General features: G+C 69.9%; 24 protein-coding genes and 1 pseudogene. 16 read left to right on the forward strand and 9 right to left on the reverse strand.

Annotated elements, in window-relative coordinates; genetic code table 11:
• Nucleotides 1-639 (reverse strand): annotated as a pseudogene (locus ABD944_RS28055) (hypothetical protein); the annotation flags it as partial.
• Between the two features lie 130 nt (nucleotides 640-769).
• Between ABD944_RS28055 and ABD944_RS28060 the strand changes: the two are divergent.
• A complete protein-coding gene (locus ABD944_RS28060; RefSeq protein ID WP_345181742.1) occupies nucleotides 770-2,557 on the forward strand; it encodes a sensor histidine kinase in 1,788 nt (595 codons plus the stop codon).
• Complete coding sequence (locus tag ABD944_RS28065; RefSeq protein ID WP_345181745.1) at nucleotides 2,554-3,222, forward strand: response regulator; 669 nt, start codon at nucleotides 2,554-2,556, stop codon at nucleotides 3,220-3,222. Before ABD944_RS28060 ends, ABD944_RS28065 begins: the two co-directional genes overlap by 4 nt.
• A gap of 260 nt (nucleotides 3,223-3,482) precedes the next feature.
• On the opposite strand, the gene ABD944_RS28070 is transcribed toward ABD944_RS28065, so the two are convergent.
• Together ABD944_RS28070 and ABD944_RS28075 are read right to left on the reverse strand one after the other, a co-directional pair.
• Nucleotides 3,483-4,244, reverse strand: coding sequence for a phosphatase PAP2 family protein (locus ABD944_RS28070; RefSeq protein WP_345181747.1), 762 nt, complete (start codon nucleotides 4,242-4,244; stop codon nucleotides 3,483-3,485).
• 111 nt (nucleotides 4,245-4,355) lie between these two features.
• The gene (locus ABD944_RS28075; RefSeq protein ID WP_345181749.1) at nucleotides 4,356-5,135 is read right to left on the reverse strand and encodes a DedA family protein; all 780 of its coding nucleotides are present in this window, start codon (nucleotides 5,133-5,135) and stop codon (nucleotides 4,356-4,358) included.
• Nucleotides 5,136-5,272: 137 nt separating this feature from the next.
• On the opposite strand from ABD944_RS28075, the gene ABD944_RS28080 reads away from it, so the two are divergent.
• The 3 genes from ABD944_RS28080 to ABD944_RS28090 all read left to right on the forward strand — a co-directional run bounded on the left by ABD944_RS28080 (nucleotide 5,273) and on the right by ABD944_RS28090 (nucleotide 8,948).
• Complete coding sequence (locus ABD944_RS28080; RefSeq protein WP_345181751.1) at nucleotides 5,273-5,929, forward strand: HAD family hydrolase; 657 nt, start codon at nucleotides 5,273-5,275, stop codon at nucleotides 5,927-5,929.
• Nucleotides 5,930-6,000: 71 nt separating this feature from the next.
• The gene (locus ABD944_RS28085; RefSeq protein WP_345181754.1) at nucleotides 6,001-6,477 is read left to right on the forward strand and encodes a helix-turn-helix transcriptional regulator; all 477 of its coding nucleotides are present in this window, start codon (nucleotides 6,001-6,003) and stop codon (nucleotides 6,475-6,477) included.
• Nucleotides 6,478-6,557: 80 nt separating this feature from the next.
• Nucleotides 6,558-8,948, forward strand: coding sequence for an ATP-binding cassette domain-containing protein (locus tag ABD944_RS28090; RefSeq protein ID WP_345181758.1), 2,391 nt, complete (start codon nucleotides 6,558-6,560; stop codon nucleotides 8,946-8,948).
• Between the two features lie 354 nt (nucleotides 8,949-9,302).
• Here the strand turns inward: ABD944_RS28090 and ABD944_RS28095 are convergent, their stop codons facing one another.
• The gene (locus tag ABD944_RS28095) at nucleotides 9,303-10,370 is read right to left on the reverse strand and encodes a tyrosine-type recombinase/integrase (protein ID WP_345181760.1); all 1,068 of its coding nucleotides are present in this window, start codon (nucleotides 10,368-10,370) and stop codon (nucleotides 9,303-9,305) included.
• A gap of 50 nt (nucleotides 10,371-10,420) precedes the next feature.
• Between ABD944_RS28095 and ABD944_RS28100 the strand changes: the two genes are divergently transcribed.
• Together ABD944_RS28100 and ABD944_RS28105 are read left to right on the forward strand one after the other, a co-directional pair.
• On the forward strand, nucleotides 10,421-10,879 hold the full coding sequence (locus ABD944_RS28100) for a hypothetical protein (RefSeq protein WP_345181763.1): 459 nt from the start codon (nucleotides 10,421-10,423) through the stop codon (nucleotides 10,877-10,879).
• 37 nt (nucleotides 10,880-10,916) lie between these two features.
• A complete protein-coding gene (locus tag ABD944_RS28105) occupies nucleotides 10,917-11,621 on the forward strand; it encodes a DUF72 domain-containing protein (RefSeq protein WP_345181765.1) in 705 nt (234 codons plus the stop codon).
• Here ABD944_RS28105 and ABD944_RS28110 read toward each other — a convergent pair.
• Nucleotides 11,611-12,714, reverse strand: coding sequence for a serine hydrolase domain-containing protein (locus ABD944_RS28110; protein ID WP_345181768.1), 1,104 nt, complete (start codon nucleotides 12,712-12,714; stop codon nucleotides 11,611-11,613). The two genes, ABD944_RS28105 and ABD944_RS28110, sit on opposite strands and share 11 nt — an antisense overlap.
• Complete coding sequence (locus ABD944_RS28115; protein WP_345181770.1) at nucleotides 12,699-13,220, reverse strand: pyridoxamine 5'-phosphate oxidase family protein; 522 nt, start codon at nucleotides 13,218-13,220, stop codon at nucleotides 12,699-12,701. Before ABD944_RS28115 ends, ABD944_RS28110 begins: the two co-directional genes overlap by 16 nt.
• 363 nt (nucleotides 13,221-13,583) lie before the next feature.
• On the opposite strand from ABD944_RS28115, the gene ABD944_RS28120 reads away from it, so the two are divergent.
• The 6 genes from ABD944_RS28120 (at nucleotide 13,584) to ABD944_RS28145 (ending at nucleotide 18,075) form a co-directional block, all read left to right on the forward strand.
• Nucleotides 13,584-14,162, forward strand: coding sequence for a GNAT family N-acetyltransferase (locus ABD944_RS28120; protein WP_345181773.1), 579 nt, complete (start codon nucleotides 13,584-13,586; stop codon nucleotides 14,160-14,162).
• A 592-nt stretch (nucleotides 14,163-14,754) separates the two neighbouring features.
• On the forward strand, nucleotides 14,755-15,081 hold the full coding sequence (locus tag ABD944_RS28125) for a hypothetical protein (RefSeq protein ID WP_345181775.1): 327 nt from the start codon (nucleotides 14,755-14,757) through the stop codon (nucleotides 15,079-15,081).
• Between the two features lie 410 nt (nucleotides 15,082-15,491).
• On the forward strand, nucleotides 15,492-16,169 hold the full coding sequence (locus ABD944_RS28130; protein WP_345181777.1) for a hypothetical protein: 678 nt from the start codon (nucleotides 15,492-15,494) through the stop codon (nucleotides 16,167-16,169).
• 285 nt (nucleotides 16,170-16,454) lie between these two features.
• Nucleotides 16,455-16,877: a nuclear transport factor 2 family protein gene (locus tag ABD944_RS28135; protein ID WP_345181779.1), complete on the forward strand. Its 423-nt coding sequence runs from the start codon at nucleotides 16,455-16,457 to the stop codon at nucleotides 16,875-16,877.
• A 50-nt stretch (nucleotides 16,878-16,927) separates the two neighbouring features.
• Nucleotides 16,928-17,452, forward strand: coding sequence for a GNAT family N-acetyltransferase (locus tag ABD944_RS28140; RefSeq protein WP_345181781.1), 525 nt, complete (start codon nucleotides 16,928-16,930; stop codon nucleotides 17,450-17,452).
• A gap of 449 nt (nucleotides 17,453-17,901) precedes the next feature.
• Entirely contained in the window at nucleotides 17,902-18,075 is a 174-nt protein-coding gene (locus tag ABD944_RS28145; protein WP_345181783.1) for a DUF397 domain-containing protein, read from the forward strand.
• A 358-nt stretch (nucleotides 18,076-18,433) separates the two neighbouring features.
• Here ABD944_RS28145 and ABD944_RS28150 read toward each other — a convergent pair whose 3' ends face one another.
• On the reverse strand, nucleotides 18,434-18,751 hold the full coding sequence (locus ABD944_RS28150) for a hypothetical protein (RefSeq protein WP_345181785.1): 318 nt from the start codon (nucleotides 18,749-18,751) through the stop codon (nucleotides 18,434-18,436).
• 282 nt (nucleotides 18,752-19,033) lie between these two features.
• Between ABD944_RS28150 and ABD944_RS28155 the strand changes: the two genes are divergently transcribed.
• Nucleotides 19,034-19,639 carry a hypothetical protein gene (locus tag ABD944_RS28155; protein ID WP_345181788.1) on the forward strand — a complete coding sequence of 202 codons (606 nt, stop codon included), beginning with the start codon at nucleotides 19,034-19,036 and terminating at the stop codon, nucleotides 19,637-19,639.
• Between the two features lie 86 nt (nucleotides 19,640-19,725).
• Here the strand turns inward: ABD944_RS28155 and ABD944_RS28160 are convergent, their stop codons facing one another.
• Together ABD944_RS28160 and ABD944_RS28165 are read right to left on the reverse strand one after the other, a co-directional pair.
• The gene (locus ABD944_RS28160) at nucleotides 19,726-20,202 is read right to left on the reverse strand and encodes a DUF7919 family protein (RefSeq protein WP_345181790.1); all 477 of its coding nucleotides are present in this window, start codon (nucleotides 20,200-20,202) and stop codon (nucleotides 19,726-19,728) included.
• Nucleotides 20,203-20,209: 7 nt separating this feature from the next.
• Complete coding sequence (locus ABD944_RS28165) at nucleotides 20,210-20,437, reverse strand: hypothetical protein (protein ID WP_345181793.1); 228 nt, start codon at nucleotides 20,435-20,437, stop codon at nucleotides 20,210-20,212.
• Nucleotides 20,438-20,646: 209 nt separating this feature from the next.
• Here ABD944_RS28165 and ABD944_RS28170 point away from each other — a divergent pair, with 209 nt between their 5' ends.
• A complete protein-coding gene (locus ABD944_RS28170; RefSeq protein WP_345181795.1) occupies nucleotides 20,647-21,219 on the forward strand; it encodes a TIGR03086 family metal-binding protein in 573 nt (190 codons plus the stop codon).
• Between the two features lie 222 nt (nucleotides 21,220-21,441).
• On the forward strand, nucleotides 21,442-22,578 hold the full coding sequence (locus ABD944_RS28175; RefSeq protein ID WP_345181974.1) for an MFS transporter: 1,137 nt from the start codon (nucleotides 21,442-21,444) through the stop codon (nucleotides 22,576-22,578).
• Nucleotides 22,579-22,672 lie beyond the last annotated feature (94 nt).

Raw genomic sequence — 22,672 nt, forward strand, 5'->3', positions numbered from 1 at the left:
CAGGGCGCGGCGGCCGCGCACGTACTGCCCGATCGCCACCGTGATCAGCAGTCCCAGCGACAGCGACGCCACGCCGCGGGCGTCGGTCACCGCGTCGGGGTCGTCGCCCTTTCCGCGCACCGACGCCGCCGCCAGGAAACCGGCGTTGACGACGATGACCGCGCCCAGCGACACCGCCAGCCGGCACTCCACGGCCGCGTTGAACAGCGCCAGCCACAGCACGACCGCCACGGGCCCGTCCGGGTACCCCAGCGGGTAGTACAGCGGCGGCACCGCCACGGCGACCACCAGGACCGCCGCCGGGTGGCTGCGCCGCCACGCCAGCGCCGCCGCCGCCGCGGCGATCAGCGCCAGCCCGCCCGGCCACAGCGGCCGGTCCCCGGGCTTGACCGCCGCCTCGCTCATCGCGACCGACGCCACCAGGACCGCCGCCGCCAGCAGGGCGTCGGCCGCCCGCCCGCGCGGCCACCACGGCCGGCCCGGCGCCCGGCCCGCGATCCTGCCCGGAACCCCGGCCGCCGCCCCGGCCCGGCGCGCGAGCCCCCGCACGGGACCCCGCGGGGTCCGGGGCGCGGACTCGTCCGCGTCCCGGCCGGGCGCGCCGGGCCGGCGCCGGGGGCGGGGCGGGGTCGCTGTCACGCGCCAACCGTAGTTCAGCCCCGCCCCGCGCCGCGCACCGATCGAAGATCATCGCGGGGCGGGAGCCGCCGTCCGCGCCCCTGACTTTCGTCAGTAACGGCCCAGTTCACCGGCCAGTAGCGTGAACCCCGTGAACGACTCCGCGGCCCCCGGTCTCCCGACGCCCGCGCCGCCCCCGCCGTCCCGCCTGCGGGCGCTGCTCCGCCGGCCCTCCCGCGCCGCGCTGGTCAAGGACGTCCTGCTGTACGGGGTACTGGCGTTCCCCGTCCTGACCGGCATGGTCTCCCCGCCGCAGCCCGGCCGGGCGTCGTGGTGGCTGCAGGCGGCCGGGCTCGGCGTCCTCGCCGCCGCGATCGCCGCGGGACGCGCCTGGCCCGCCCCGGCGCTGCTCACCGTCATCGCGCTGACCCTCGTCCACGGCAACTTCGTGTTCGCCATGCCCTTCCTGTCCTACCTGGCGGGCCTGCGCAGCGCCCGCGCGCAGCCGCTGCTGTGGGGCTTCACCGGGGTGTTCGTCGGCGGGGCGCTGCTGTCGGCGGTCCGCGGCACGCAGGTCAACGCCTGGTTCCCCGCCACCGTCTGGCTCGTCCTGTTCGGCGTCCTGCCGTGGCTGGTGGGCCGCTACTGGCGCCAGTACCAGGAGCTGCTGCGCGCCGGATGGGAACGCGCCGAACGCCTGGAGCACCAGCAGCGCATCGTCGCCGAACGCGAACGGCTCCGCGAGCGCGCCCGCATCGCCCAGGACATGCACGACTCCCTCGGCCACGAACTGGCCCTGATCGCCGTGCGCGCCGGCGCGCTGGAGGTCGCGCCGGGACTGCAGGACCGGCACCGCGCCGCCGCCGCCGAACTGCGCACCGGCGCCGCCGACGCCACCGACCACCTCCGCGAGATCATCGGCCTGCTGCGCGACGACGCCGCCGAGGACCCGGCCGCCGGGGAGCCCTCCGCCGCGGTGGGCTCCCCGGCGACGCCGCTCCGGCCCGCCCGCGAGAGCATCCCCGACCTGGTCGACCGCGCCCGCGCCTCCGGCGTCCCCGTCCGCCTCACCGGCGACCCCCACGCCGACGACGGCCACGCCGGGCTCGGGCCGATGGCCGCGCTCACCGCCCACCGCGTCGTGCAGGAGGCCATCACCAACGCCGCCAAGCACGCCCCGGGCGCCGCCGTCACCGTCGCCCTCGCCCGCAACGGCAACGGCGGGACCACCGTCACGGTCGCCAACGACCCGCCGCCGGACGGACCGCCGGACGGACCTCCGCTGCTGCCCTCCGGCGGCCGCGGCCTGGCCGGCCTCACCGACCGCGTCCGCCTGCTGGGCGGGACCCTGCACGCCGCGCCCACCCCGGCCGGCGGCTTCCGCGTCACCGCCGACATCCCCGCCGCCCCGGACCCGGCCGCCGACCGGGCTCCTGCCAGGCCGACCGCGCGGGACGCGCTGCGCACCGCCCTCGGGCTGGCCCCCGGAGCGGCCGCGCCCGCGGGAGAGTGGCACTCCGAATCGGCCCGGCACCTGGCCCGCGGGCGCCGCCGTGTCCGCCGCGGCCTGATCACCGCGATCGCCGCCCCCACCGCCCTCATGGCCGTCCTCGGCGCGGTCATGGCCGGCTACTACGTCTTCGCCACCCTCAACTCCGTCCTGGAACCCGCCGACTACGGGGCACTGGCCGTCGGCGACCCGCAGAACCGCGCCGAGCGGGTCCTGCCGCCCATGCAGACCCTCGACACCGGCACCGTCCGCGCCGCCGTCCCCGAACCTCCCGGCGCCGACTGCCGGTACTACCGGCCCGACGCCAACGTCCTCGGCGTCGGGCGCGTCTACCGGCTGTGCTTCGCCGGCGGCCGCCTCATCGCCAAGGACACCTACGACACCCGCCAGCTGAGCGCCCAGCGCGCCCACGACCAGGAGGAACAGTGATCCGGGCCCTGCTCGCCGACGACGAGGCGATGATCCGCGCGGGCGTGCGCGCCATCCTGACCGCCGACCCCGGCATCGAGGTCGTCGCCGAGGCCGGCGACGGGCGCGAAGCCGTCGACCTGGTCCTGCGGCACCGCCCCGCGGTCGCACTCCTGGACATCCGCATGCCGCGCCTGGACGGCCTGGCCGCCGCCGCCGAACTGCGCCGCCTGGCCCCCGCCACCGGCGTCGTCATGCTCACCACCTTCGGCGAGGACGAGTACATCGCCCGCGCCCTGGCCGGCGGCGCCAGCGGCTTCCTGCTCAAGTCCGGCGACCCCCGCGAGCTCATCGCCGGGGTCCGCGCCGTCGCCGGCGGCGCCGCCTACCTGTCCCCGAAGGTCGCCCACCGCGTCATCACCCAGATCGGCGGCGGGCGCCTGGACGGCCGCGCCCGCGCCCGCCGCCGCATCACCGGGCTCACCCCCCGCGAGCGCCAGGTGCTGGCGCTGCTCGGCGCGGGCCTGTCCAACGCCGAGATCGCCGGGCGCCTCCACATCGTCGAGGGAACCGTGAAGGCCTACGTCAGCGCGATCCTGACCCGCCTGGACGTCCGCAACCGCGTGCAGGCCGCCGTGCTGGCCTACCAGGCCGGCCTCGTCGACGGCACCGACGACCCCGCCTGACCCCGGCGCGGTGCGCGTGCGCCCCGGACCCCAAGCGTGTTCCTCCCGTCCGGCCGTCCCGGGCGACGCTGGGCAGCGGGGGAGGACCCGCACACCGGCCGGACACCACCCCTCCGGCCTGGATTTTCGGCAGTAACCGGCCCACCGCGCACGGCCCCCCGCGCACGGCCCTCCTCCGGCACCGCACGCGAACGGGCCGTCCCGGGCGGCGCCGAAGCGCCGTCCGGGACGGCCCGTGAGATCCTGCCCGGCCGGTCCGGTCAGCGGAGGGGGCCCCGACGCGGCGGCACGCCCCCCATCACGTCCGGCATCGTCACCGACGCGTCGTCCATCGGGACCGCCGCACCGACCATCGGCGCCGCCGCGGCCGCCGGCCGCGGCGTCCCCAGCGGTATCTCCAGCCCAGGGCCCTGGGCCGCCGCCGGGCCCGCCCCGAGCAGCACCGCCCCGGCCGCCACGCCCCGCAGCGCCTCCACCAGCGGCCGCGCCGCCAGCACCAGCACCAGCGCCGCCGCCGGCGCCACCACCACGCCCACCAGGAACCCCGCCGCCACATCATGCGGGTAGTGCACGCCCACGAACACCCGCGAGAACGCCATCAGCGCCGCCAGCGGCAGCACCAGCGGTGCCAGCGCCCGCCACGCCACCACGATCGCCGCCGCCGACGCCGCCGCGATCGTCGCGTGGTTGCTCGGGAACGACCAGTCGCCCGGCGCCGGGCACGCCGCGATGTGCACCGCGCCCGCCACCGCGCGGCACGGCCGCTCCTCCTGGATGAAGCTCTTGGACACCTCGCTCACCAGGTACGCCGACACCATCGCGAACGGCGCCACCAGCGCCAGCCCCATCGCCCGCGCGTCCAGGCCCCGGGCCCGCCACCAGCCCACCACGAACAGCACCGCGAACAGCAGCAGCCCCCCGTCGGTGCCCACGTCCGCCGCCTCGTGCACCCACGAGGGCGTGCCCTGCGCGAACTCGGTGATCTCCCGGTACAGATCGGCGCTGAAATCCGGCGCTCCCATGCTCTCCCTCACACTCGCAGCGGCCCCGTGCCCGTCATCCGTCAGACACCGCAAAGCCCGCTGATGTTCACCTACCGGCCACAGGAGGACAACCCTTTCACCTTAGGGGGATCACTCGCCGGGCAATGGCCCCACTCGTGCGGCCGTCCTCCGCCCGCCCGGCCCCTCCGGCGACCGCTCCACCCCTGCGTCCACCCCTGCGTCCACCCCTGCGTCCACCCCTGCGTCCACCCCTGCGTCCACCCCTGCGTCCACCCCTGCGCCCGCCACCGCGTCCGCCACCGCGGTGTCCGCCGCCCCGCGGCGGCGCCGCGCGAACCGCACGACCTCCACCGTCGCCGTCACCCCCAGGGCCAACCCCAGCCCGACGGCCACACCCTTCAGCGGCTCGTCCTCGAACGCCACCCCGCCCACATACCCCAGCAGTGCCCCGTACAGGGCCCACGACACCGCCGCCACCGCCGCGAACAGCGAAAACGACCGCAGCCGGTACCCGACCGCCCCCATCGTCACCGTCACCGCCGTCCGCCCGCCCGGCACGTACCGCGCCACCACCAGGATCAACCCGCCCCGCTCGGCCATCGTCCGCCGCGCCCACCCCAGCGCCGCATGCCGCCGCGTCCCGGGCCGCGCCCCCCGCACCAGCCGCCCGCTCGCCCGGCGCCCCACCAGGTACGACACATGATCGCCCACAAACGCGCCCGCCGCCGCCAACGCCACGACCGGCGCCAGCTCCGGCTGTCCGCCCGCCGCGTACACCCCCGCGGTGATCACCATGCTCTCGCTCGGCACCACCGGGAAGAAACCGTCGATCGCCGCCACCGCGAACAGCACGAGGTAGAACCACGGCGACGTCACCGCCGTGTCCACCATGCCCATGATTCCGTCCATGGCCACGACGCTAGGAAAGCCCCACCCCCCGGCGGATCCCGCGAAAGACGCCGCGCACCCCCCACCTTCGTCAGGGGGACCCCGTCCCGCGAAATCGATTCGCGTCCCGGCCCCGGCTCCACCACACTTCACACACTGTGGGACACCTGCACATCTTCGACATGGACGGCACCCTGCTGACCGGCACCACCGCCAACCTCGAGATCGCCCGCCACCTCGGCACCCTCCCCGAACTCCACGACCTCGAGGCCCGCTTCGCCGCCGGCACCCTCGACACCTGCGGCTTCTCCACCCGCATCCACCGCCTGTGGCGCCACCTCACCCCCGCGGTCGTCGCCACCGCCTACCGCGCCGCCACCTGGCTCACCGGCATCACCGACGTCTGCGCCGACATCCGCGCCCGCGGCGAACACTCCGCCGTCATCACCATGTCGCCCGACTTCTTCGCCCGCCACCTCCTCGACCACGGCTTCGACGACGTCGTCGCCTCCCGGTTCCCGCCGATGCCCTTCACCGGCACCCTCGACCCCGCCGGAATCCTCACCCCCGCCGACAAGGTCCGCATCGCCGACGAGCTCCTCGCCCGGCACCGCCTCACCACCGACCAGTGCACCGCCTACGGCGACTCCATGTCCGACGCCCCCCTGTTCCGCCACCTCACCCGCACCGTCGCCGTCAACGCCGACCACCACCTCGCCGGCATCGCCGCGCTCGACTACCGCGGCACCGACCTCCGCGACGCCTACGCCCTCGCCCGCACCCTCCACCCCGCCTCACCCCCGCAAGGCCGCTGACCTGGGGGAGCACGCCGAACAAACCCGCCCCGACACGCCCCGCACCCCGCCCCGCATGGCACGATCGCCACGTGACCAGCACACCCGCCGACCCCAACCACCTGCGCGACCTCGCACTGCTGCGCCGCGTCCGCGACCGCATCGACCGCGAATACGCCCAGCCCCTGGACGTCGAAGCGCTGGCACGCGGCGCCAACATCTCCGCCGGCCACCTCAGCCGCCGGTTCCGCCAGGCCTACGGAGAATCGCCCTACTCCTACCTGATGACCCGCCGCATCGAACGCGCGATGGCCCTCCTGCGCCGCGGCGACCTCAGCGTCACCGACGTGTGCTTCGCCGTCGGCTGCTCCTCCCTCGGCACCTTCAGCACCCGCTTCACCGAACTGGTCGGCATGCCCCCCAGCGCCTACCGCCGCCAAGCGGCCGACACCACAGCCGAACTCACCTCCTCCGGCACCGCCGCCGGCGTACCGTCCTGCCTGGAAAAACAGGTCACCAGACCGATCAGGAATCGAGAAGCCCCCACCGGACCCCCGCCCCTAACCTGACACCCACCCGCACCCCACCCGCCCCACCGATCGGGTAGACAGGTGCCACCGCCACGCCCCACACAGGGAGACACGACACGATGAGCAGCGCCACGAGCACGGACGCGCACCCGCCCGCGCCCCACGCCGCCGACACCCACGACCTGATCCGCGTGCACGGCGCACGCGTGAACAACCTCAAGGACGTCGACGTCACGCTCCCCAAGCGCCGCCTCACCGTGTTCACCGGCGTCTCCGGCTCCGGCAAGAGCTCCCTGGTCTTCGGCACCATCGCCGCCGAATCCCAGCGCATGATCAACGAGACCTACAGCGCCTTCGTCCAGGGCTTCATGCCCACCCTCGCCCGCCCCGACGTCGACGTCCTCGAAGGCCTCACCACCGCCATCATCGTCGACCAGCAGCGCATGGGCGGCGACGCCCGCTCCACCGTCGGCACCGCCACCGACGCCAACGCCATGCTGCGCATCCTGTTCAGCCGCCTCGGCGAACCCCGCATCGGCTCACCCCAGGCCTTCTCCTTCAACGTCGCCTCCATCAGCGGATCCGGCGCCGTCGCCTTCGAACGCTCGGGCAAGACCGTCAGAGAACACCGCAGCTTCAGCGTCACCGGCGGCATGTGCCCCCGCTGCGAAGGCACCGGCACCGCCAACGACTTCGACCTCACCGCCCTCTACGACGACACCCTCTCCCTCAACCAGGGCGCCCTCACCGTCCCCGGCCACAGCATGGACGGCTGGTACGGCCGCATCTTCCGCGGCTGCGGCTACTTCGACCCCGACAAGCCCATCCGCGACTACACCCCCACCGAACTCCACGACCTCCTCCACAAGGAACCCACCAAGATCAAGGTCGAGGGCGTCAACGTCACCTACGAAGGCCTCATCCCCAAAATCCAGAAATCCGTCCTCAGCAAAGACCGCGCCTCGATGCAGCCCCACATCCGCGCCTTCGTCGAACGCGCCGTCACCACCACCCCCTGCCCCGACTGCGGCGGCACCCGCCTCAGCGACACCGCCCGCTCATCGAAGATCAACGGCATCAGCATCGCCGACGCCTGCGCCATGCAGATCAGCGACCTGGCCGACTGGGTCCGCGCCCTCGACCAACCCTCCGTCGCCCCCCTCCTCAAAGCCCTCGGCGACACCCTCGACTCCTTCGTCGAGATCGGCCTCGGCTACCTCTCCCTCGACCGCCCCTCCGGCACCCTGTCCGGCGGCGAGGCACAACGCACCAAGATGATCCGCCACCTCGGCTCATCCCTCACCGACGTCACCTACGTCTTCGACGAACCCACCATGGGCCTGCACCCCCACGACGTCCAGCGCATGAACGACCTCCTCCTGCGCCTGCGCGACAAGGGCAACACCGTCCTGGTCGTCGAACACGAACCCGAGACCATCGCGATCGCCGACCACATCGTCGACCTCGGCCCCGCCGCCGGCACCGCCGGCGGCACCATCTGCTTCCAGGGCACCCTCGACGAACTGCGCACCAGCGGCACCCTCACCGGCCGCCACTACGACGACCGCACCCCCCTCAAGACCGACCTGCGAACCCCCACCGGCACCCTGCAGATCCGCGGCGCCAACGCCCACAACCTCCACGACGTCGACGTCGACATCCCCCTCGGAGTCCTCGTCGCCGTCACCGGCGTCGCCGGCTCCGGCAAGAGCTCCCTCATCCACGGCTCCATCCCCAAGGGCGCCGGCGTCGTCTCCATCGACCAGACCCCCATCCGCGGCTCACGACGCAGCAACCCCGCCACCTACACCGGACTCCTCGACCCCATCCGCAAGGCCTTCGCCAAGGCCAACGGCGTCAAACCCGGACTGTTCAGCGCCAACTCCGAAGGCGCATGCCCCAACTGCAACGGCGCGGGCGTCATCTACACCGACCTCGCCATGATGGCCGGCGTCGCCATCCCCTGCGAGGAATGCGAAGGCAAACGCTTCCAAGCCCACGTCCTCGACTACACCCTCGGCGGCAAGGACATCAGCGACGTCCTCACCATGCCCGTCGACGAGGCCGAGAAGTTCTTCGCCACCGGCGACGCCCGCATCCCCGCCGCCCACCGCATCCTGCGCCGCCTCGCCGACGTCGGCCTCGGCTACCTCACCCTCGGCCAGCCCCTCACCACCCTGTCCGGCGGCGAACGCCAACGCCTCAAACTCGCCACCCACATGGCCGAAGACGGCGGCGTCTACGTCCTCGACGAACCCACCGCCGGCCTCCACCTCGCCGACGTCGAACACCTCCTCGGCCTCCTCGACCGCCTCGTCGACGCCGGCAAGTCCGTCATCGTCATCGAGCACCACCAGGCCGTCATGGCCCACGCCGACTGGATCATCGACCTCGGCCCCGGCGCCGGCCACGACGGAGGCCGCATCGTCTTCGAGGGCACCCCGGCCGACCTCGCCGCCGCCCGCTCCACCCTCACCGGCGAACACCTCGCCGCCTATATCGGCACCTGAACCCACGCCCACCACGACCGCGCAGAGGGCGCAGGTCGACCAGCCTCAGAACGAGAAGTCGCGGTAGACGATCGCGACTTCTCGTTCTGACATCTCCAGGGCTCCCGCGCCTCGGTCACGGATATGGGCAACGCCTTCAGGTGCGCCGGCCGGTGGTCGCCGGCGAGCGAGCCACCACACCGCCCGGTTCCGCCCTCCGCGGTCAAGCTCTGAACGGCCTCACCCCGCCGGCGCGCAAGCCTGAATCGCCAGGGGACGAGCTACCCCGCTTCGCGGCCACCGCCGAACCGACCGGACAGGCGCAAATCAGCCCTGCCCGCAACCACGGCCCAGCGCACCAGGCCGCCGCCCCCCTCAACCACCCCGCCGGCCCTCCACCGGACCCAACAGCGGATGCACCCGCATCGCCGCCTCCAACTCACCCGGAAGCTCATCGCGATACCGGCCCAACGTCGACAGATCCGCATGCCCCAGCACCCGACGCACCGCATCCATGTCCGTCGCCGCCGCCAGCAGATGCGTCGCCGTCGTATGCCGCAACCCATGCGGCGTCACACTCCGCCGCCGCCCCGCATCCACCCGCTCCAGCACCCGGTCGATCACCCCCTGCACATCACCCCGCGCCAACCGCCGCCCCCGCCACGACAACAACAGCGCCTTCGCCTCCCGCCCCCGATCCAGCAACCCCCGCCCCTCCGCCAGATACGCGTCCAGAACCTCCGCCACCGGACGGGGGAGCGGCACATCCCGCGTCCGCCCGCCCTTACCGAAGATCCGCCAGTACCGCGTCCCCCCGTTGACGAAGAAATCCTCCACATTCGCCGCCGTCAGCTCCGACACCCGCGGCCCCACCGCCGCCAGCAGCAACACGATCAACCCGTCCCGCAACTCCGTGCGCTGATCCGCACGCCGCCGCACCCCCGCACCCCCGTCCGGCGCATCCACCAGACCACGCGCCGCCCCCAGCAACCCCTCCGCCTGCTCCACCGTCAACGCACGCCGCTCCGCCCGCAGCCCACCCCGCTGCTTCGGCCGCACCGTCACCGCCTGCATCGGATTCAACTGCACCCACCCCGCCACCACCGCATGCCGGAAGAACGCCGACACCGAACGCCGGAACCGCGCCTGCGACGCCGCACTCTGCAACGGCCCACCCCCCGCCCCCACAGGCCGCGCCCCCCGCCGACGCCGCTCATCGGGCTTACGCGCGAACCTGAGCAGAACCTCATCGACGTCCTCACCCGTCAGATCGTCCAGCACCCGGTCCTCACCCGCCAGCGCCCCGAACGTCACCACGTCCCGCACATAAACCTCCGCCGACGCCGGCGCCAGCGCACCCGTCGACGCCTTCGCACGCACCATCTCCGCATAGCGATCCACACACTCGGCCACGGACACACGCTGAACATCGGCAGGACGCACCCGCCGGACGCTACCCCCCGCCACCGACAGAACCCCGTAAGATCCACAACATGGGGGAGCGGGCACTGTTCGACCAGATCGGCGAGATCATCCGCGGCTCCACACCACCCCGCCTCGGCCACCCCCACATCCAGACACGCCACAACGGCGTCAAAGCCTGGTTCGGCGACCCCGCCCCCCAGCGCGAGCACTACGAAGCCCAGATCATCCCCGCCGAACTCGCCCCCGGCGCCCGCCACCACGCCATCGAAATCGGCTTCCACGCCGAACACCCCGCCGAACCCGACAACGAGGCCGCCCTCACCCGCCTGCTCACCACCGAACCCGCATGGCGCACCGACCTCGGCGACGAACCCCGCACCGGCACCTTCCTCGGCCGCACCACCTGGCGCCGCATCTCCGAAACCTGGCCCGACACCGACCTCACCGGCCCCGACATCCCCTTCGAGATCGGCGTCCGCCTCGTCGACTACATCCGCGCCCTGGAACCGCACCGCAAACGGGTATGACCACCCGCACTCGTCCACCGGACAGGGGAGGGGACCCGTGCTCATCGGCACATCGGGATGGCAGTACGCCGACTGGCGCGACGTCCTCTACCCACCCGGCCTCGCCCAACGACGCTGGCTGCCCCACTACGCCGACACCTTCACCACCGTCGAGAACAACAACGCCTTCTACCGCCTCCCCACCCGCGAGACCTTCGAACTCTGGCACGACAACACCCCGCCCGGCTTCGTCATGGCGGTCAAGGCCAGCCGCTACCTCACCCACATGAAACGCCTCAAAGACCCGGCCGAGCCCGTCGCGCGCCTCATGAACGCCGCCAACGGCCTGGGGGACAGGCTCGGCCCCGTCCTGCTCCAACTCCCGCCCACCCTGCAAGCCGACACCGACCGCCTCACCGAATGCCTGCGCCGGTTCCCGCCCGGTACCCGCATCGCCGTCGAACCCCGCCACCCCTCCTGGTGGACAGACCAGACACGCCACGTCCTGGAGAACCACGGCGCGGCCCTGTGCTGGGCCGACCGACTCGGCGAACCGCAGACACCCCTATGGCGCACGACCGACTGGCTCTACCTGCGCTTCCACGAGGGACCCGCCGACCCCTGGCCCGAATACGACGACGAGACCCTCCAACGCTGGGCCGACGAACTCGCCGGGACACAGGACGCCTACGTCTACTTCAACAACGACCCCGGCGGCGCCGCCGTCCGCAACGCCCTGCGCTTCACCGACCTCACGAGCTGATCCCCGCCGCAACCAGATCCGCCAGCCGCTGCGCGGCCCCGAAATGCGGCGTCAGCCGAGTCTTGGTCATGGCGAACGAAGTACCGGTGGCGACGTCCGCATAGACATAACTACCGCCACCCCCCACCCAGCCGAACGTCGTAGGCGTCTCATCCGGCTCAGTACCGATCCGACCGAGCGGATAACCCAGGCCCAGCCGCACAGGATTGCCGAAGACCCGGTCAGTGCCCTCGAACGCCACCGCCGTCAACTCCTCAAGCCGACGCGAATCGATGAGCCGACCGTCCAGAACCGCCGCGTTCATCGCCGCGATTCCCCGCGCCGTGAACGTCCCGACCGACGGAACGTCCGCCTCCAGCAACTCACGGCCATTACCCATGGCCGCGGTCGGCCGCAGCTCCCAAGACGCAAGAACGGAATCGCCACCAGGCGAGCCACCCGCATCCGGCGCGGCATCCTCAAGCCGCGCCAACCGGGCCAACTCGGTCCGCGGCACACCGAAGTACAAGTCGCCGTCGATGCCCAACGGCGCGGCCACCCACTCGCGCAAGAGCCGCCGCATCGACTTGCCCGTGACCCGCCGCGCGACCTCGCCCACGAGGAACCCGTAGGTGAACGAGTGGTACCCCGTCTCCGTCCCAGGCCGCCACCGCGGCTCGGCCTCGGCGATCGCAGCGCACACCCGCGACCAATCCGTCAGACCGGCAAGGCCGATTCCAGCAGGCATCGCCGGGACGCCGACCGAATGCGTGAGCACATGACGAAGAGTCGCAGCCGCCTTCCCGTGAGCACCGAACTCCGGCCACACCTCGACCACCGGCGTGTCATATCCGATGGCACCGCTCCCGACGAGCAGATGAGCGATGAGCGACGTCATGACCTTGCCGCAAGAGAAACTGAAAAAGAGAGTCTCCGGGGACACCCTGCGCCCGGTCTCACCGTCGGCGACCCCGGCGACAGCGTCGACGACAAGAGCACCGCGATGGTGAACCGCAACCTGCAAACCCGTCTCGGCTCCGTCCTCGACGAGTTCGTCAAGGACGCCTTGCACCTTCTGCTGCAGCGACGGCGCCCTCGTCACCGGCTCGCCCACGTGTAGCGAGTCTGACTGGCCGTCGGCAGCTTCCCGAAAGCAAATCCGACAGTCGGCGCCACCCGATACAACCTGACATCGCCGGCGACGACCGCCTCACCCAGCCCATGCCAGGTGCCCTCAGGGCTGGTCAGATGCGCGCCATACTTCCGCTCGAAGTCCGCGACGGCCTGCTCCCGCTCCGAGCGCTCCTCCACCACGGACGCAAGCCCCTCAATGACGACGTCCACACCGGTCAACGCACTCGTGCCGGTCGTCAGCACACAGTGACGATTCTCCTCAAGATTCCGCGCCTTGCGCTCCTCCCTGCCCGTGGTGAAGCACATACCACCCAGACTCCAGAACGCCAGCAACGGCGTCACATGAGGTCGACCGTCAGGCCTCACCGTGGAAAGCCAGAACACCTCCGCCTCACCGATGACCGCCAACGCCGACGCCCACGGCGTTGCCTGCGCGCCCGGAGACGAGAACGGCCCGAGCTCAACGTCCGGTTCACTGGCGAACATGTCACATCCTTCGATCGACGGGGACACGGCAGTCGGCCAGCCATGCCTTCCGGTCACGTACTACGTGTCGTCCTGAGGATGACCTGAACTCGCCAAGAAACTCATCGGTCCGCCCCGACCACGCAGGTCGGCAGCCACACAGGCCTCGGTGCGCCATCGCCGGAAGCGCGGGAAGCTCGTCCCGGCCAGAAAGCCGAAGCACGCACAGCCAGCCTGATCACGGACCTCACTGGGGGAGTGGGGGCGAACCCGAAGCGACTTCCACCCTGGTCAGCGCCCTGCTCTGGATCACAGAGTGATCCACCGGACACAGCCGGGGAGAAAACGATCGCCTCGCCGATCTCGGCGTGAAACGGTTGCCCCATGCCTCAACCGACCTTGCGCACCGAGCGTCTGCTGCTGGTGCCGCTGGCCGATCGGCATCTCGACCTGGAGGTCCACCTGGACTCCGACCTCGAGGTGCTGCGTTATCTCGACGCGAGGACGCCGACCAGGGACGAGGTGGCCGCGACCCATCAGCGGCGGATGGCCATGGCAGGCAAGGTATACGGGCTGGGCTTCTGGATGGCCCACCTCTCCGATGGAGGGGACGAAGGTGAGTTCGTCGGCCTCATGATGCTGCCGCCTGCGCATGGTCCCGATCAGCCCGACGACCCCACCGTCTGCGATCTGGGGTACCGGCTCGTCCGCCGGTACTGGCGGCAGGGCCTGGCCAGTGAAGCGTCCCGCGCCCTTCTGCGGCACGCCTTCGACACCGTCGGGCAGAGCCGTGTGATCGCGCAGACCATGGCCGCCAACGCCGGATCCATAGGAGTGATGCGAGCCATCGGCATGCGGTACGTGCGCACGTACCACCCGCAGTTCGACGATCCGCTGCCGGACGCGCACCTCGGCGAAGTCGAGTACGAGATGACTCGCGCCATGTGGGAGGAGACGCGCTGAGGCGGCACACGGCCTCTCTCCTCCATGGCGAGCGGCATACCCGGGCCCCCGCAGAAGAACGAAGCGCGGACACGTCCAGACCATCAGCCTGCCAGGTGAGGCGCCATGTCCTTGAGGTCCATAGGCCCAGCATCGAGGCGACAAGCAGCCTGGGCATCGTTGCCCCGCAGACCTGGCAGCTCACCCTCGAACGCCTCACCATCAGGGTCAGTGTGCCGAGGGCCGGGGGAGCGGCCTCGCTGGAGGCGGACGCGAACGGCGAGTACGTCCGGTCGCTCAGCTCGACGGGATACCCGTGCTCGTATTCTTCCAGGGCCTCCAGCGATGAGGAGTTCACCGTGACGAACGACCGTGACCACGGGGGAGAGGATCACGGCGGCCTGGACGTGGGCCCTGATTGCTTTCGGCGTGCGTTCACGATCCACTACGACCCCGACACCCCACCCGAACCTCGCGGCTGAAGATCGTTCCCGCCTACTCGACATCATCCACGACACCGTGGCGCTGCTCATCGGAGCGGCCACGGTCGCCGTGGAACGAGGCTGCTGTGACACCCGACCAGCGATGGCACACACCGGAGGACTCTTCCCCCATGGATCCCCTCACGTTCGATTACGAGAAGCTGCATGTGCGTGTGGACCGGGGGGTGTTCGAACTGTTCCAGCCGAACGACCTGACGACCACGCTCCGGATCCCGCTGCACTGGCTCGGGGTCCTGGTGCACTACAGGAAGCCGGGCAGACCCGGCGAACTGATCTTCGGCGCCGTGAATGATCCGCGCACCGCCCTCTACGGCACCGACCTGGCCTCCTTCGGGTACCGCTCCACCATGGCGGTCCGCGTGCCCTCCAGTGACGAGCCGTTGTTCCGCGCCTACTTCACCGAAGTGGCCGCGCACGCCGGCCGGCCGGTGATCTGACATGGAACCACTCGTCTCACCAGGCTTGCCCAACTGTCCGACCGCCCGATCGTGACGTAGCTCCGAGGCCGGCCATCCGACGGCCCTTCCCTCCAGCGGGGGAGATGTTGACCTCCACCGATCCGCTGTTTGGCTTCGAGGGCTTGGACGCTTTTGTGAACGCGCGCGTGCCCCAGGGCGCGCGGAACGACACAAGGCTGACCTGCACCTCATCGGGTCGGCTTTCTTCTTCGGCAGCTGGCTGCTGCTTGTGGCCGAGGGCGGTAACAGGCTCCGCTTCCGCTTTCGCGGCGACTTTTCCTAAGCTAATTCGACCAGGTCGGCCGCGTGACTACAGCGACATCGAGTCCCCTGAGGTCACGTTTGAGAGAAGACCATCCAACCCGAGTGGCACAAAACGCTCTGGATTGATGGAATACGGCGTACAGGATGCCGTTTCAGGAGGAGTGTCGCTGGTGGCGCGCAAAGCAGTGAAGGCAGGAATCTTCCTCGGGGTGGTGGGGATGGTCGTGGCGGGTGGCGTGTACCTCGCCATGCCTGATGACAAGCCGTTCACGGTTTACCAGTACCGCCAGATGTGCTCCAAGCCACGCGGCTTCAAGCAGGCCGCGCAGCGGGCGGCCGGCGGACCACGGCCGATTTTGGTGTACGGCCAATGGCCCGTTCCCGACTCCAACCCGACCAAGATGGACACCGCCGCGCTGAAGATCTGGGCACCGACCGACCCGTCGACAGTACAACTCGTCGCGTGCGTCGATCTGGTCGGGCAGGGCGACTTCGTCCAGCGCTGCGACTACCAGCCCGACAACTCGGGAATGCTCGGGCAGCCGCAAGCGAATGACAGGCCGTTCTCCTACAACCTGTTCAAGGGCAGATACGCCGTGACGATTTATGAGGCGCTCACCGGCAAACTACTAACGAAAACGGAAGTGACCGGGGTCGACTTCCGCCCAGACGTCCCAGATGGGAGCGCCGCCGAACCGTGTTCCCCGCACGCCATCGCCGACTCGACCGGAGAATACAAGAAGGTAGGTGAACCGACAATTGCCGACCTGCGCACAGTGATGGACCCGTACGTTCTCAGGTAAGCGACTGATAGCGAAAGCTGTCCCGTTACAGAACGCCATCTCGGCCAGACTGAACCAGGACCATGCAGTCAGGAGAGGTAAGAGTTGAGCAATGATAGAAACCAGACAGAATCCACCTTCTGTCTGGTTTAACCTGAAATCACACGAGAGGCCCCGCGCGGAGGAGGGCCGGCGCCACCTTGATCCTTTACCTGTGAGGTCATCGCCGCGGCGCGGAAGGCGCTGGCAGTGTTGCTCACCGAGCCGACTGCACATCGACGGAGGTCGCCCATGTCCGGAACCACCATGTCAACGAGCACGCGCGCCGTCGTGGAGGAGTTGCTCCGCCGGATCGGCGAAGGCGACCCTGAGCGGATCGCCGCCATCTACGCCGAGCACTGCGACTGGAAGCTGGACTGGCCCGAAGCGGAGCACGGCCGCGCCGCCACGCCCTGGATCCGGCACCGGTCCGGGCGCGCGGACGCCGCCGAGCACTACCGGCAGATCGCCGAGCACCACGTGCCCGAGAAGGTTGGCACGCAGGTGGAGCGCATCCTGGTGGACGGCGATGACGCGGTTGTGCTGGGCGAGATCCGACAGACGTCCCGATCCACCGGGCGCGCCTATCGGGCCCGGTTCGCCTTGCACCTCACGGTCGAGGACGGCCTGATCGTCCGGCACCACGTCTACGAGGACAGTCTTGCCGTCGCCCAGGCCTTCGTGCCCTGACCGGAACCAACCCGGTTCCGCCGACGACGGGGTTGGGCCAGACTGGTCCGATGGATGATCTCGCCCGGCCGCCCCGACTGGTGCCGCCCACGACGGCGGTGCGCGAGTCGTTCCTGGCCGGGGAGAGGGACGACCATCTGGCGAGCGGCGGCCCGGCGGACTGGCTGGACGAGGCCCATCGGGACTTCGAGGCGTTCGTGGCGAGTCGGCGCGGCGTGCAGGAGCGTTGGGGCGTCCCGTGCACGACGTTCTGGTACGTCTCGGGCGAGCACTACATCGGGACCCTGATCCTGCGGCATCGCCTGACGCCGGAGCTCGCCGAAGTCGGCGGGCATATCGGGTATCACGTCGTGTTGCCGTGGCGCAGGCAGGGCCACGCCACGCGGATGCTCGCGGCGGGATTGGCGGAATCCCGCCGGCTCGGTCTGGATCGGGTCCTGCTGACGTGCGCCGCCGGCAACGAGCCTTCCCGGCGGGTCATCCTCGCCAACGGTGGCGTGCACGACGGGCGCGCCCGCGGCGAGGATCGCTTCTGGATCGACCTCACCGCCGTTCATGCGACGCACTCCGCATGAACGGCTCTGGGTGCTGTTGCTCGCTAATGATCACGACCACCGCGTCCGAACTAGCGGCTCTGCATGCTGTTCTAGCGCGCTGCCGTCGATTTGTGCGTCCAACTTTTAACGAGACTCCATTCCCTGACCCGCCCCCTAGCTCCGGGATCGAATCGGACCTCTAAGCGAGGCTCCCGGGACCGACTGCGGTCCTCTTTCGTCGAGGCCCTGAAGGTAGCGGAGGGGTAGTCCGTAACGGCGAACCGCTTGGGGGTACGGGAACATCTACGTCCACATTCGCCGCAGTGGAAACGGTCACGCCGATGCCTGACCTTTGCGTCGTCGCTAACCGTGACCAGGAGCGACCCTGGACGGCTTTCACGGCCACGACGAAACGACAGTAAACCCCGCACCAGCACGTCATGGGCGATACAATAGACGCAACCCAATCGGGCTACTCTAGGAGCGAAATGAGCAATCAAGAGTGGTACAAGTCATCGTACAGCGGCGGCAACGGGGGCAACTGCCTCGAGCGTCGACGCTGGATCGGTCCCGTACAGGTCCGCGACTCCAAGGACCGGGCTCGCGGAATCCTGCAGTTCTCTCACCAGGCCTGGGCGCCGTTCGTGAAGAGCGTCGTCTGAGCCACGGGTAAGTCATCTGGCCCCTAGGCGATGCAGTTTATCGCCTAGGGGCGCACCTTCTGTGCGTGGCTCCATCCCAAGGACTTCCACCCACCCGAACAAATACGGGCCGCACTCCAGCGATTGCGGAACGCAACGCCTGCGCGTCCAACACCTTGGACATCCACCAAGGCCTGCTCGTCCATCAGCGGCGACACAGCCTGTCGGGAAGGCACGACCCCGACCGCACCCTCGGGATGACCGGCTGCACGGCGTCGGCGCGGGTGTCCCAATCCCGACTCGTCCGAGCGCGAGCGACACCACGGAAGATTGCCCCGCTCTCGGCGGGTCTGCCGGTTGGTCGATAATGAACATTATGTTAAGTAGAGCCTCTGATGATGCATCGGATGCACGATCGCTGTGCACCTCTCGGTTCGACGCTCCAGTAGTCGTTCACCAGCGCGAACAGCGGTGCGGCGAAGCTGGTGCGGGCAACTGGCCTCAGCTTGAAGCGCTGTCGGTGGTCGACAGCGCGGAAGGCATGTTCATCAAGCTCGGTGAAGACCTGGCGTCGGTCCCCCAGCCATTCGCCGCGATGATGCGGGAACATCTCGGCACCCGCCCGAACCTCCGAACCGCAGCAGCTGGCCGCAGCCCCTGGATGTTCCCAAGCAACCGCGCTGGCCAGCACATCCATCCGAGCACTTTGCTCCAACGAATCCAGGACCTCGGCATCAATGTCCAAGGCACCCGCAACACAGCCCTACGTGAGCTCGTCCCGAAGTGCCTGCTCCGGTCGCAGCTCAGCTACTTGGCCACAGCGACCAAGTCACACGGAAACACGCCGAGGCCGCCGCAGTTTACGCCGCCGAGGCAAAGAAGGGCCTGCGCCTGACCTGACCTGACTCGCGAGATAATCGGCGGCTCGATTCTCAGACAGGTCCGCATGCTCCATGATCAGCTGGCTACGATTCCCTAAGTGACCAGTATTGAAGGATCCGCACTCGGCACGCGCGCAGCGCACCATCTAGCCCGAACAGGGCTCTGGCGAATCGAGCCCGGGCTGACCGGCGTCGAGTTCTCCCGCATCGAGCAGGAGTTTGGCTTCGAGTTCTCTGACGACCATCGAGCATTCCTCGCAGCGGGGCTACCGACCGGCGCTCCTCCGCCGGAGCCCGGGGTGTTCCAGAGCGCGACACCCTGGCCCGACTGGCGCAACGGCGACCCCGATGAACTGCGCGAAAGGCTGAACTGGCCGGTGGATGGCGTGCTGTTCAGCGTTGAGCACGGCTATTGGCATGACACTTGGGGCGCACGGCCAGACGACCAGGCTGAAGCAATAACTAAAGCCCGCCAGAACCTCCACGAGGTCCCGCGCATGGTCCCTATTTTCAGCCACCGATACTTGCCAGCCGGACGAGGAACCTACGGACACCCGGTCTTGTCGATGCACCAGACGGACATCATCTACTACGGCATCGACCTTCACGACTACATCCGGCAAGAGTTCGCTGGATCGAGTCTGAGTATCGATGCAAATTGGACCCCGCCAGCAGTAGTCGCCTTCTGGCGAGACTTCCTCTGAACGGTCCCGCGCAAGTCTGGGGACTTGGAATACCGGCAGGTTGAATATCAGAGGTCCCCAGTAGACCGTCTGATGACGACCGTGGCCTACTCCAGGAGGCGTTCCGCGTCGTTGGGGATCCAAGGGAACGGGACGTCAGGCCAGTGGGCGGCGGACCACTCATCGAGGTCTACGGCGAGAACGGCGTCGATAAAGGCCTCGGGCGGCTGATAGCCGTGCTCGGTGATGTAGTGGGTGATCAGCGACGGAGCCGCGTAAGCGAGCCCGGGCGCGCCCGGGATCCGGACTTCCCCGTTTCCTTCCGGGCCCTCTCCCGGAGGACAAAGATCGCACTCATGCACCCCGAGACAGACGTTCATCCGTTGCAGCTTCTGGATGGCCTTCAGCTTCTCTGGGAACAGCCCGGGGACGGGACCGGTCGAGTACGGCCGGCCGACCTCCAGCCACCCAACGTTCAGGCGTACGTACGTCGGCCGGTACCAGAGGCCATAGAAACCGGACTCCCCATCCGTGAACGAGTCCTCGGCCAGGTAGTCGTACACGGTGAGATCTTCGAAGAACACCCCTGCATCATCGCCGCACGGCGTCCTCGAAGGCGATGCGGTTCGCCGAACCCTCAGACAGGTCCTGGGAATACAGGCCGACGGACGACTGGATGCTCTCCGTCGGAGGCCGTGAGCTGTCGGGTATTCGAACGGCGGCTTGAGACGGCCGATCGCTGGGCGCGATGATGCCGCCACGCCAGTCGTCGACGCCGGCGATCGCTCTGATGTCCGCTTCGGTCAGGTCCAACGCCATGGCGATCTCCTTGACGAGAGCGGGATGCGGGTTGAGTCGTCCGCTGCAAAGCATGGGGATGGTGAACATCCACCGCGCGGTCGCTTTCCACCCGCCATTCGGGTGTGCGAGCGGGCGCAAGGTTACGCCCACGGCATATCAGAGGGCGGTCGCGTCTCGAGCGCTGAGAATAGTGGCAGGTCGAATTGCAGAGGTCTTCAGTAGAGGTGATGTGGTTGGTGCCGGAAGGGTTCGTTCGTGCGTTGGACGTCTTCGAGGCGGTACTGACTGCGGTGCCGGCGGACCGGTGGCTGTCCCCCTCGCCGTGTGAGGGCTGGGCGGCGGTCGACGTGGCCGGGCATGTGACGGCCGGGCTGCTGGTGGTCGAGATGCGGGCCGCCGGGCGTCCGCTGCCCGAGGACGATCCGGATTGGCGCGAGGTCGCCGGTGCTGATCCGTTGGGGTCCTGGCGGCAGGTGCGCGCGCGGATGATGGCCGAGCTGACGCCCGAGGCGCTGGCGCGGCCGGTGCAGTTGGCTCTCGGGCTGGAGATGACGTTGTGTGAGTGGCTGGAGGGTTATCCGCTGGAGTTGCTCGTCCACGCGTGGGATCTGGCCGAGGCCACCGGGCAGTCGGTCGTCTTCGACGCCGATCTGGTGGGGCCCGCGCTGGCGACCGCGCGGCAGATGGCGCCTGCTGGTCGTGAGGCGGGCATGTTGGGTCCCGAGGCTTCTGTCTCCGAGGACGCCGACGATCAGGTGCGCCTGCTGGCCCTCTTCGGTCGCTCCCCCGCAGGTGCGTGAAACGAGCAGTATTCGTTACGGAGAGTGACTGTCGGTGGGCTTGGTTGGGCCTCTCCCCCGCTTCACCGACCTCCCCGGGGGGAAGCGATGCCGGGGCCGTGCTCGTCCAGCGGCTCGGCGCTCCCCCGGATATTTTGGTGCGCGGTTGGGCTTGTGCCGGTTAGGGTGCGGGGCATGCGTCGACGACATTGATCTTCACCTGAGGCGGGGCTCGCGCGGAGGCTGTACGGCTACGCGTTCCTCGAGGATTTCGTTCTTCTGTACCCGGTGTACGCGGTGCTGTTCGCCGAGACCGGGCTCTCCCCCGCCGCCGTTTCGTCGTTGTTCGTGATCTGGTCGGTCACGGCGTTCGCTCTGGAGCTGCCGTCCGGTTTGTGGGCGGATGTGTTCTCGCGGCGGTGGCTGCTGGTGGCCGCTCCCCTGCTGCCGGGCGCGGGTTTCGGGCTGTGGGCTTTCTTTCCTTCGTATCCGGCGTTCGCGGCTGGTTTCGTGCTGTGGGGCGCGGGGTCGGCGCTGCGTTCGGGGACGATGCAGGCGCTGGTGTACGAGGAGCTGCAGCGGGTCGGGGCGTCGGGCGCCTATGCGCGGTTGGTCGGGCGGTCTGAGGCGGTGTCGCTGCTGGCGGTGGTGGCCGCGTCGGCGGTGGCGTCGCCGGTGCTGGCGGTGTGGGGGTATCGGGGGCTGGGTGCGGCGAGTGTGGCAGCTTGCGTGGGCTGTGCGGTGGTGGGGTGGTTTCTGCCGGAGTCGCGGGGTGGCGGTGAGGGTGCGGAGGAGCCGTCGTTCGGGTCGGTGGTGCGTCAGGGGTGGGCGCAGGTGCGGGGTGAGCCGGCGGTGCGGCGGGCGCTGGTCCTGGTGGTGGTGCTGGAGGGTGTGACGGCGCTGGATGAGTATGTGCCGTTGCTGGTGCGGTCGACGGGTGTGGCGGCGTCGGTGGTGCCGTTGCTGGTGATGGTGGTGACGGTGGGTGATGCGGTGGGGGGTTGGGCGGCGGGGCGGGGTGTGCGGTGGCTGGCGCCGGTGCTCGGGGTGGGTGCGGTGTGCCTGGCGGTGGGGTCGTGGGGTGGTCGGCCGGGTGGGCTGGTGCTGGTGGCGGTGGCGTTCGGGGTGTTCCGGCGGGAGATGGCGGCGGCGGACGCGGGGTTGCAGGAGCGGGTGGGTGATGGGGCGCGGGCGACGGTGACGTCGGTGGCGGGGTTCGGGGCGGAGGCGGTGGCGGTTCTGGTGTTCGCGGGGTATGCGCTGGGGTCGCGGTGGGCTGGTGCGGGGGTGTTGATGGGGGTGGCGGCGGTGCCGTATGTGGTGGTGGCGGTCGTGCTGGGGTTGGGGGCGCGGCGGGGCGGCGTACATCCGGAGTCGTAGGCGGCGGGTGGCCGGTACGCGAAAGGCGCAGGGCGGTTGAACGCTCTCGCCGGATTCGTGGGCGGTGGGTGCGGGCCGAGGATCGTGGGGTCGT

This window comes from Actinomadura verrucosospora, assembly GCF_039540335.1.
GTDB classification, from domain to species: domain Bacteria; phylum Actinomycetota; class Actinomycetes; order Streptosporangiales; family Streptosporangiaceae; genus Spirillospora; species Spirillospora verrucosospora.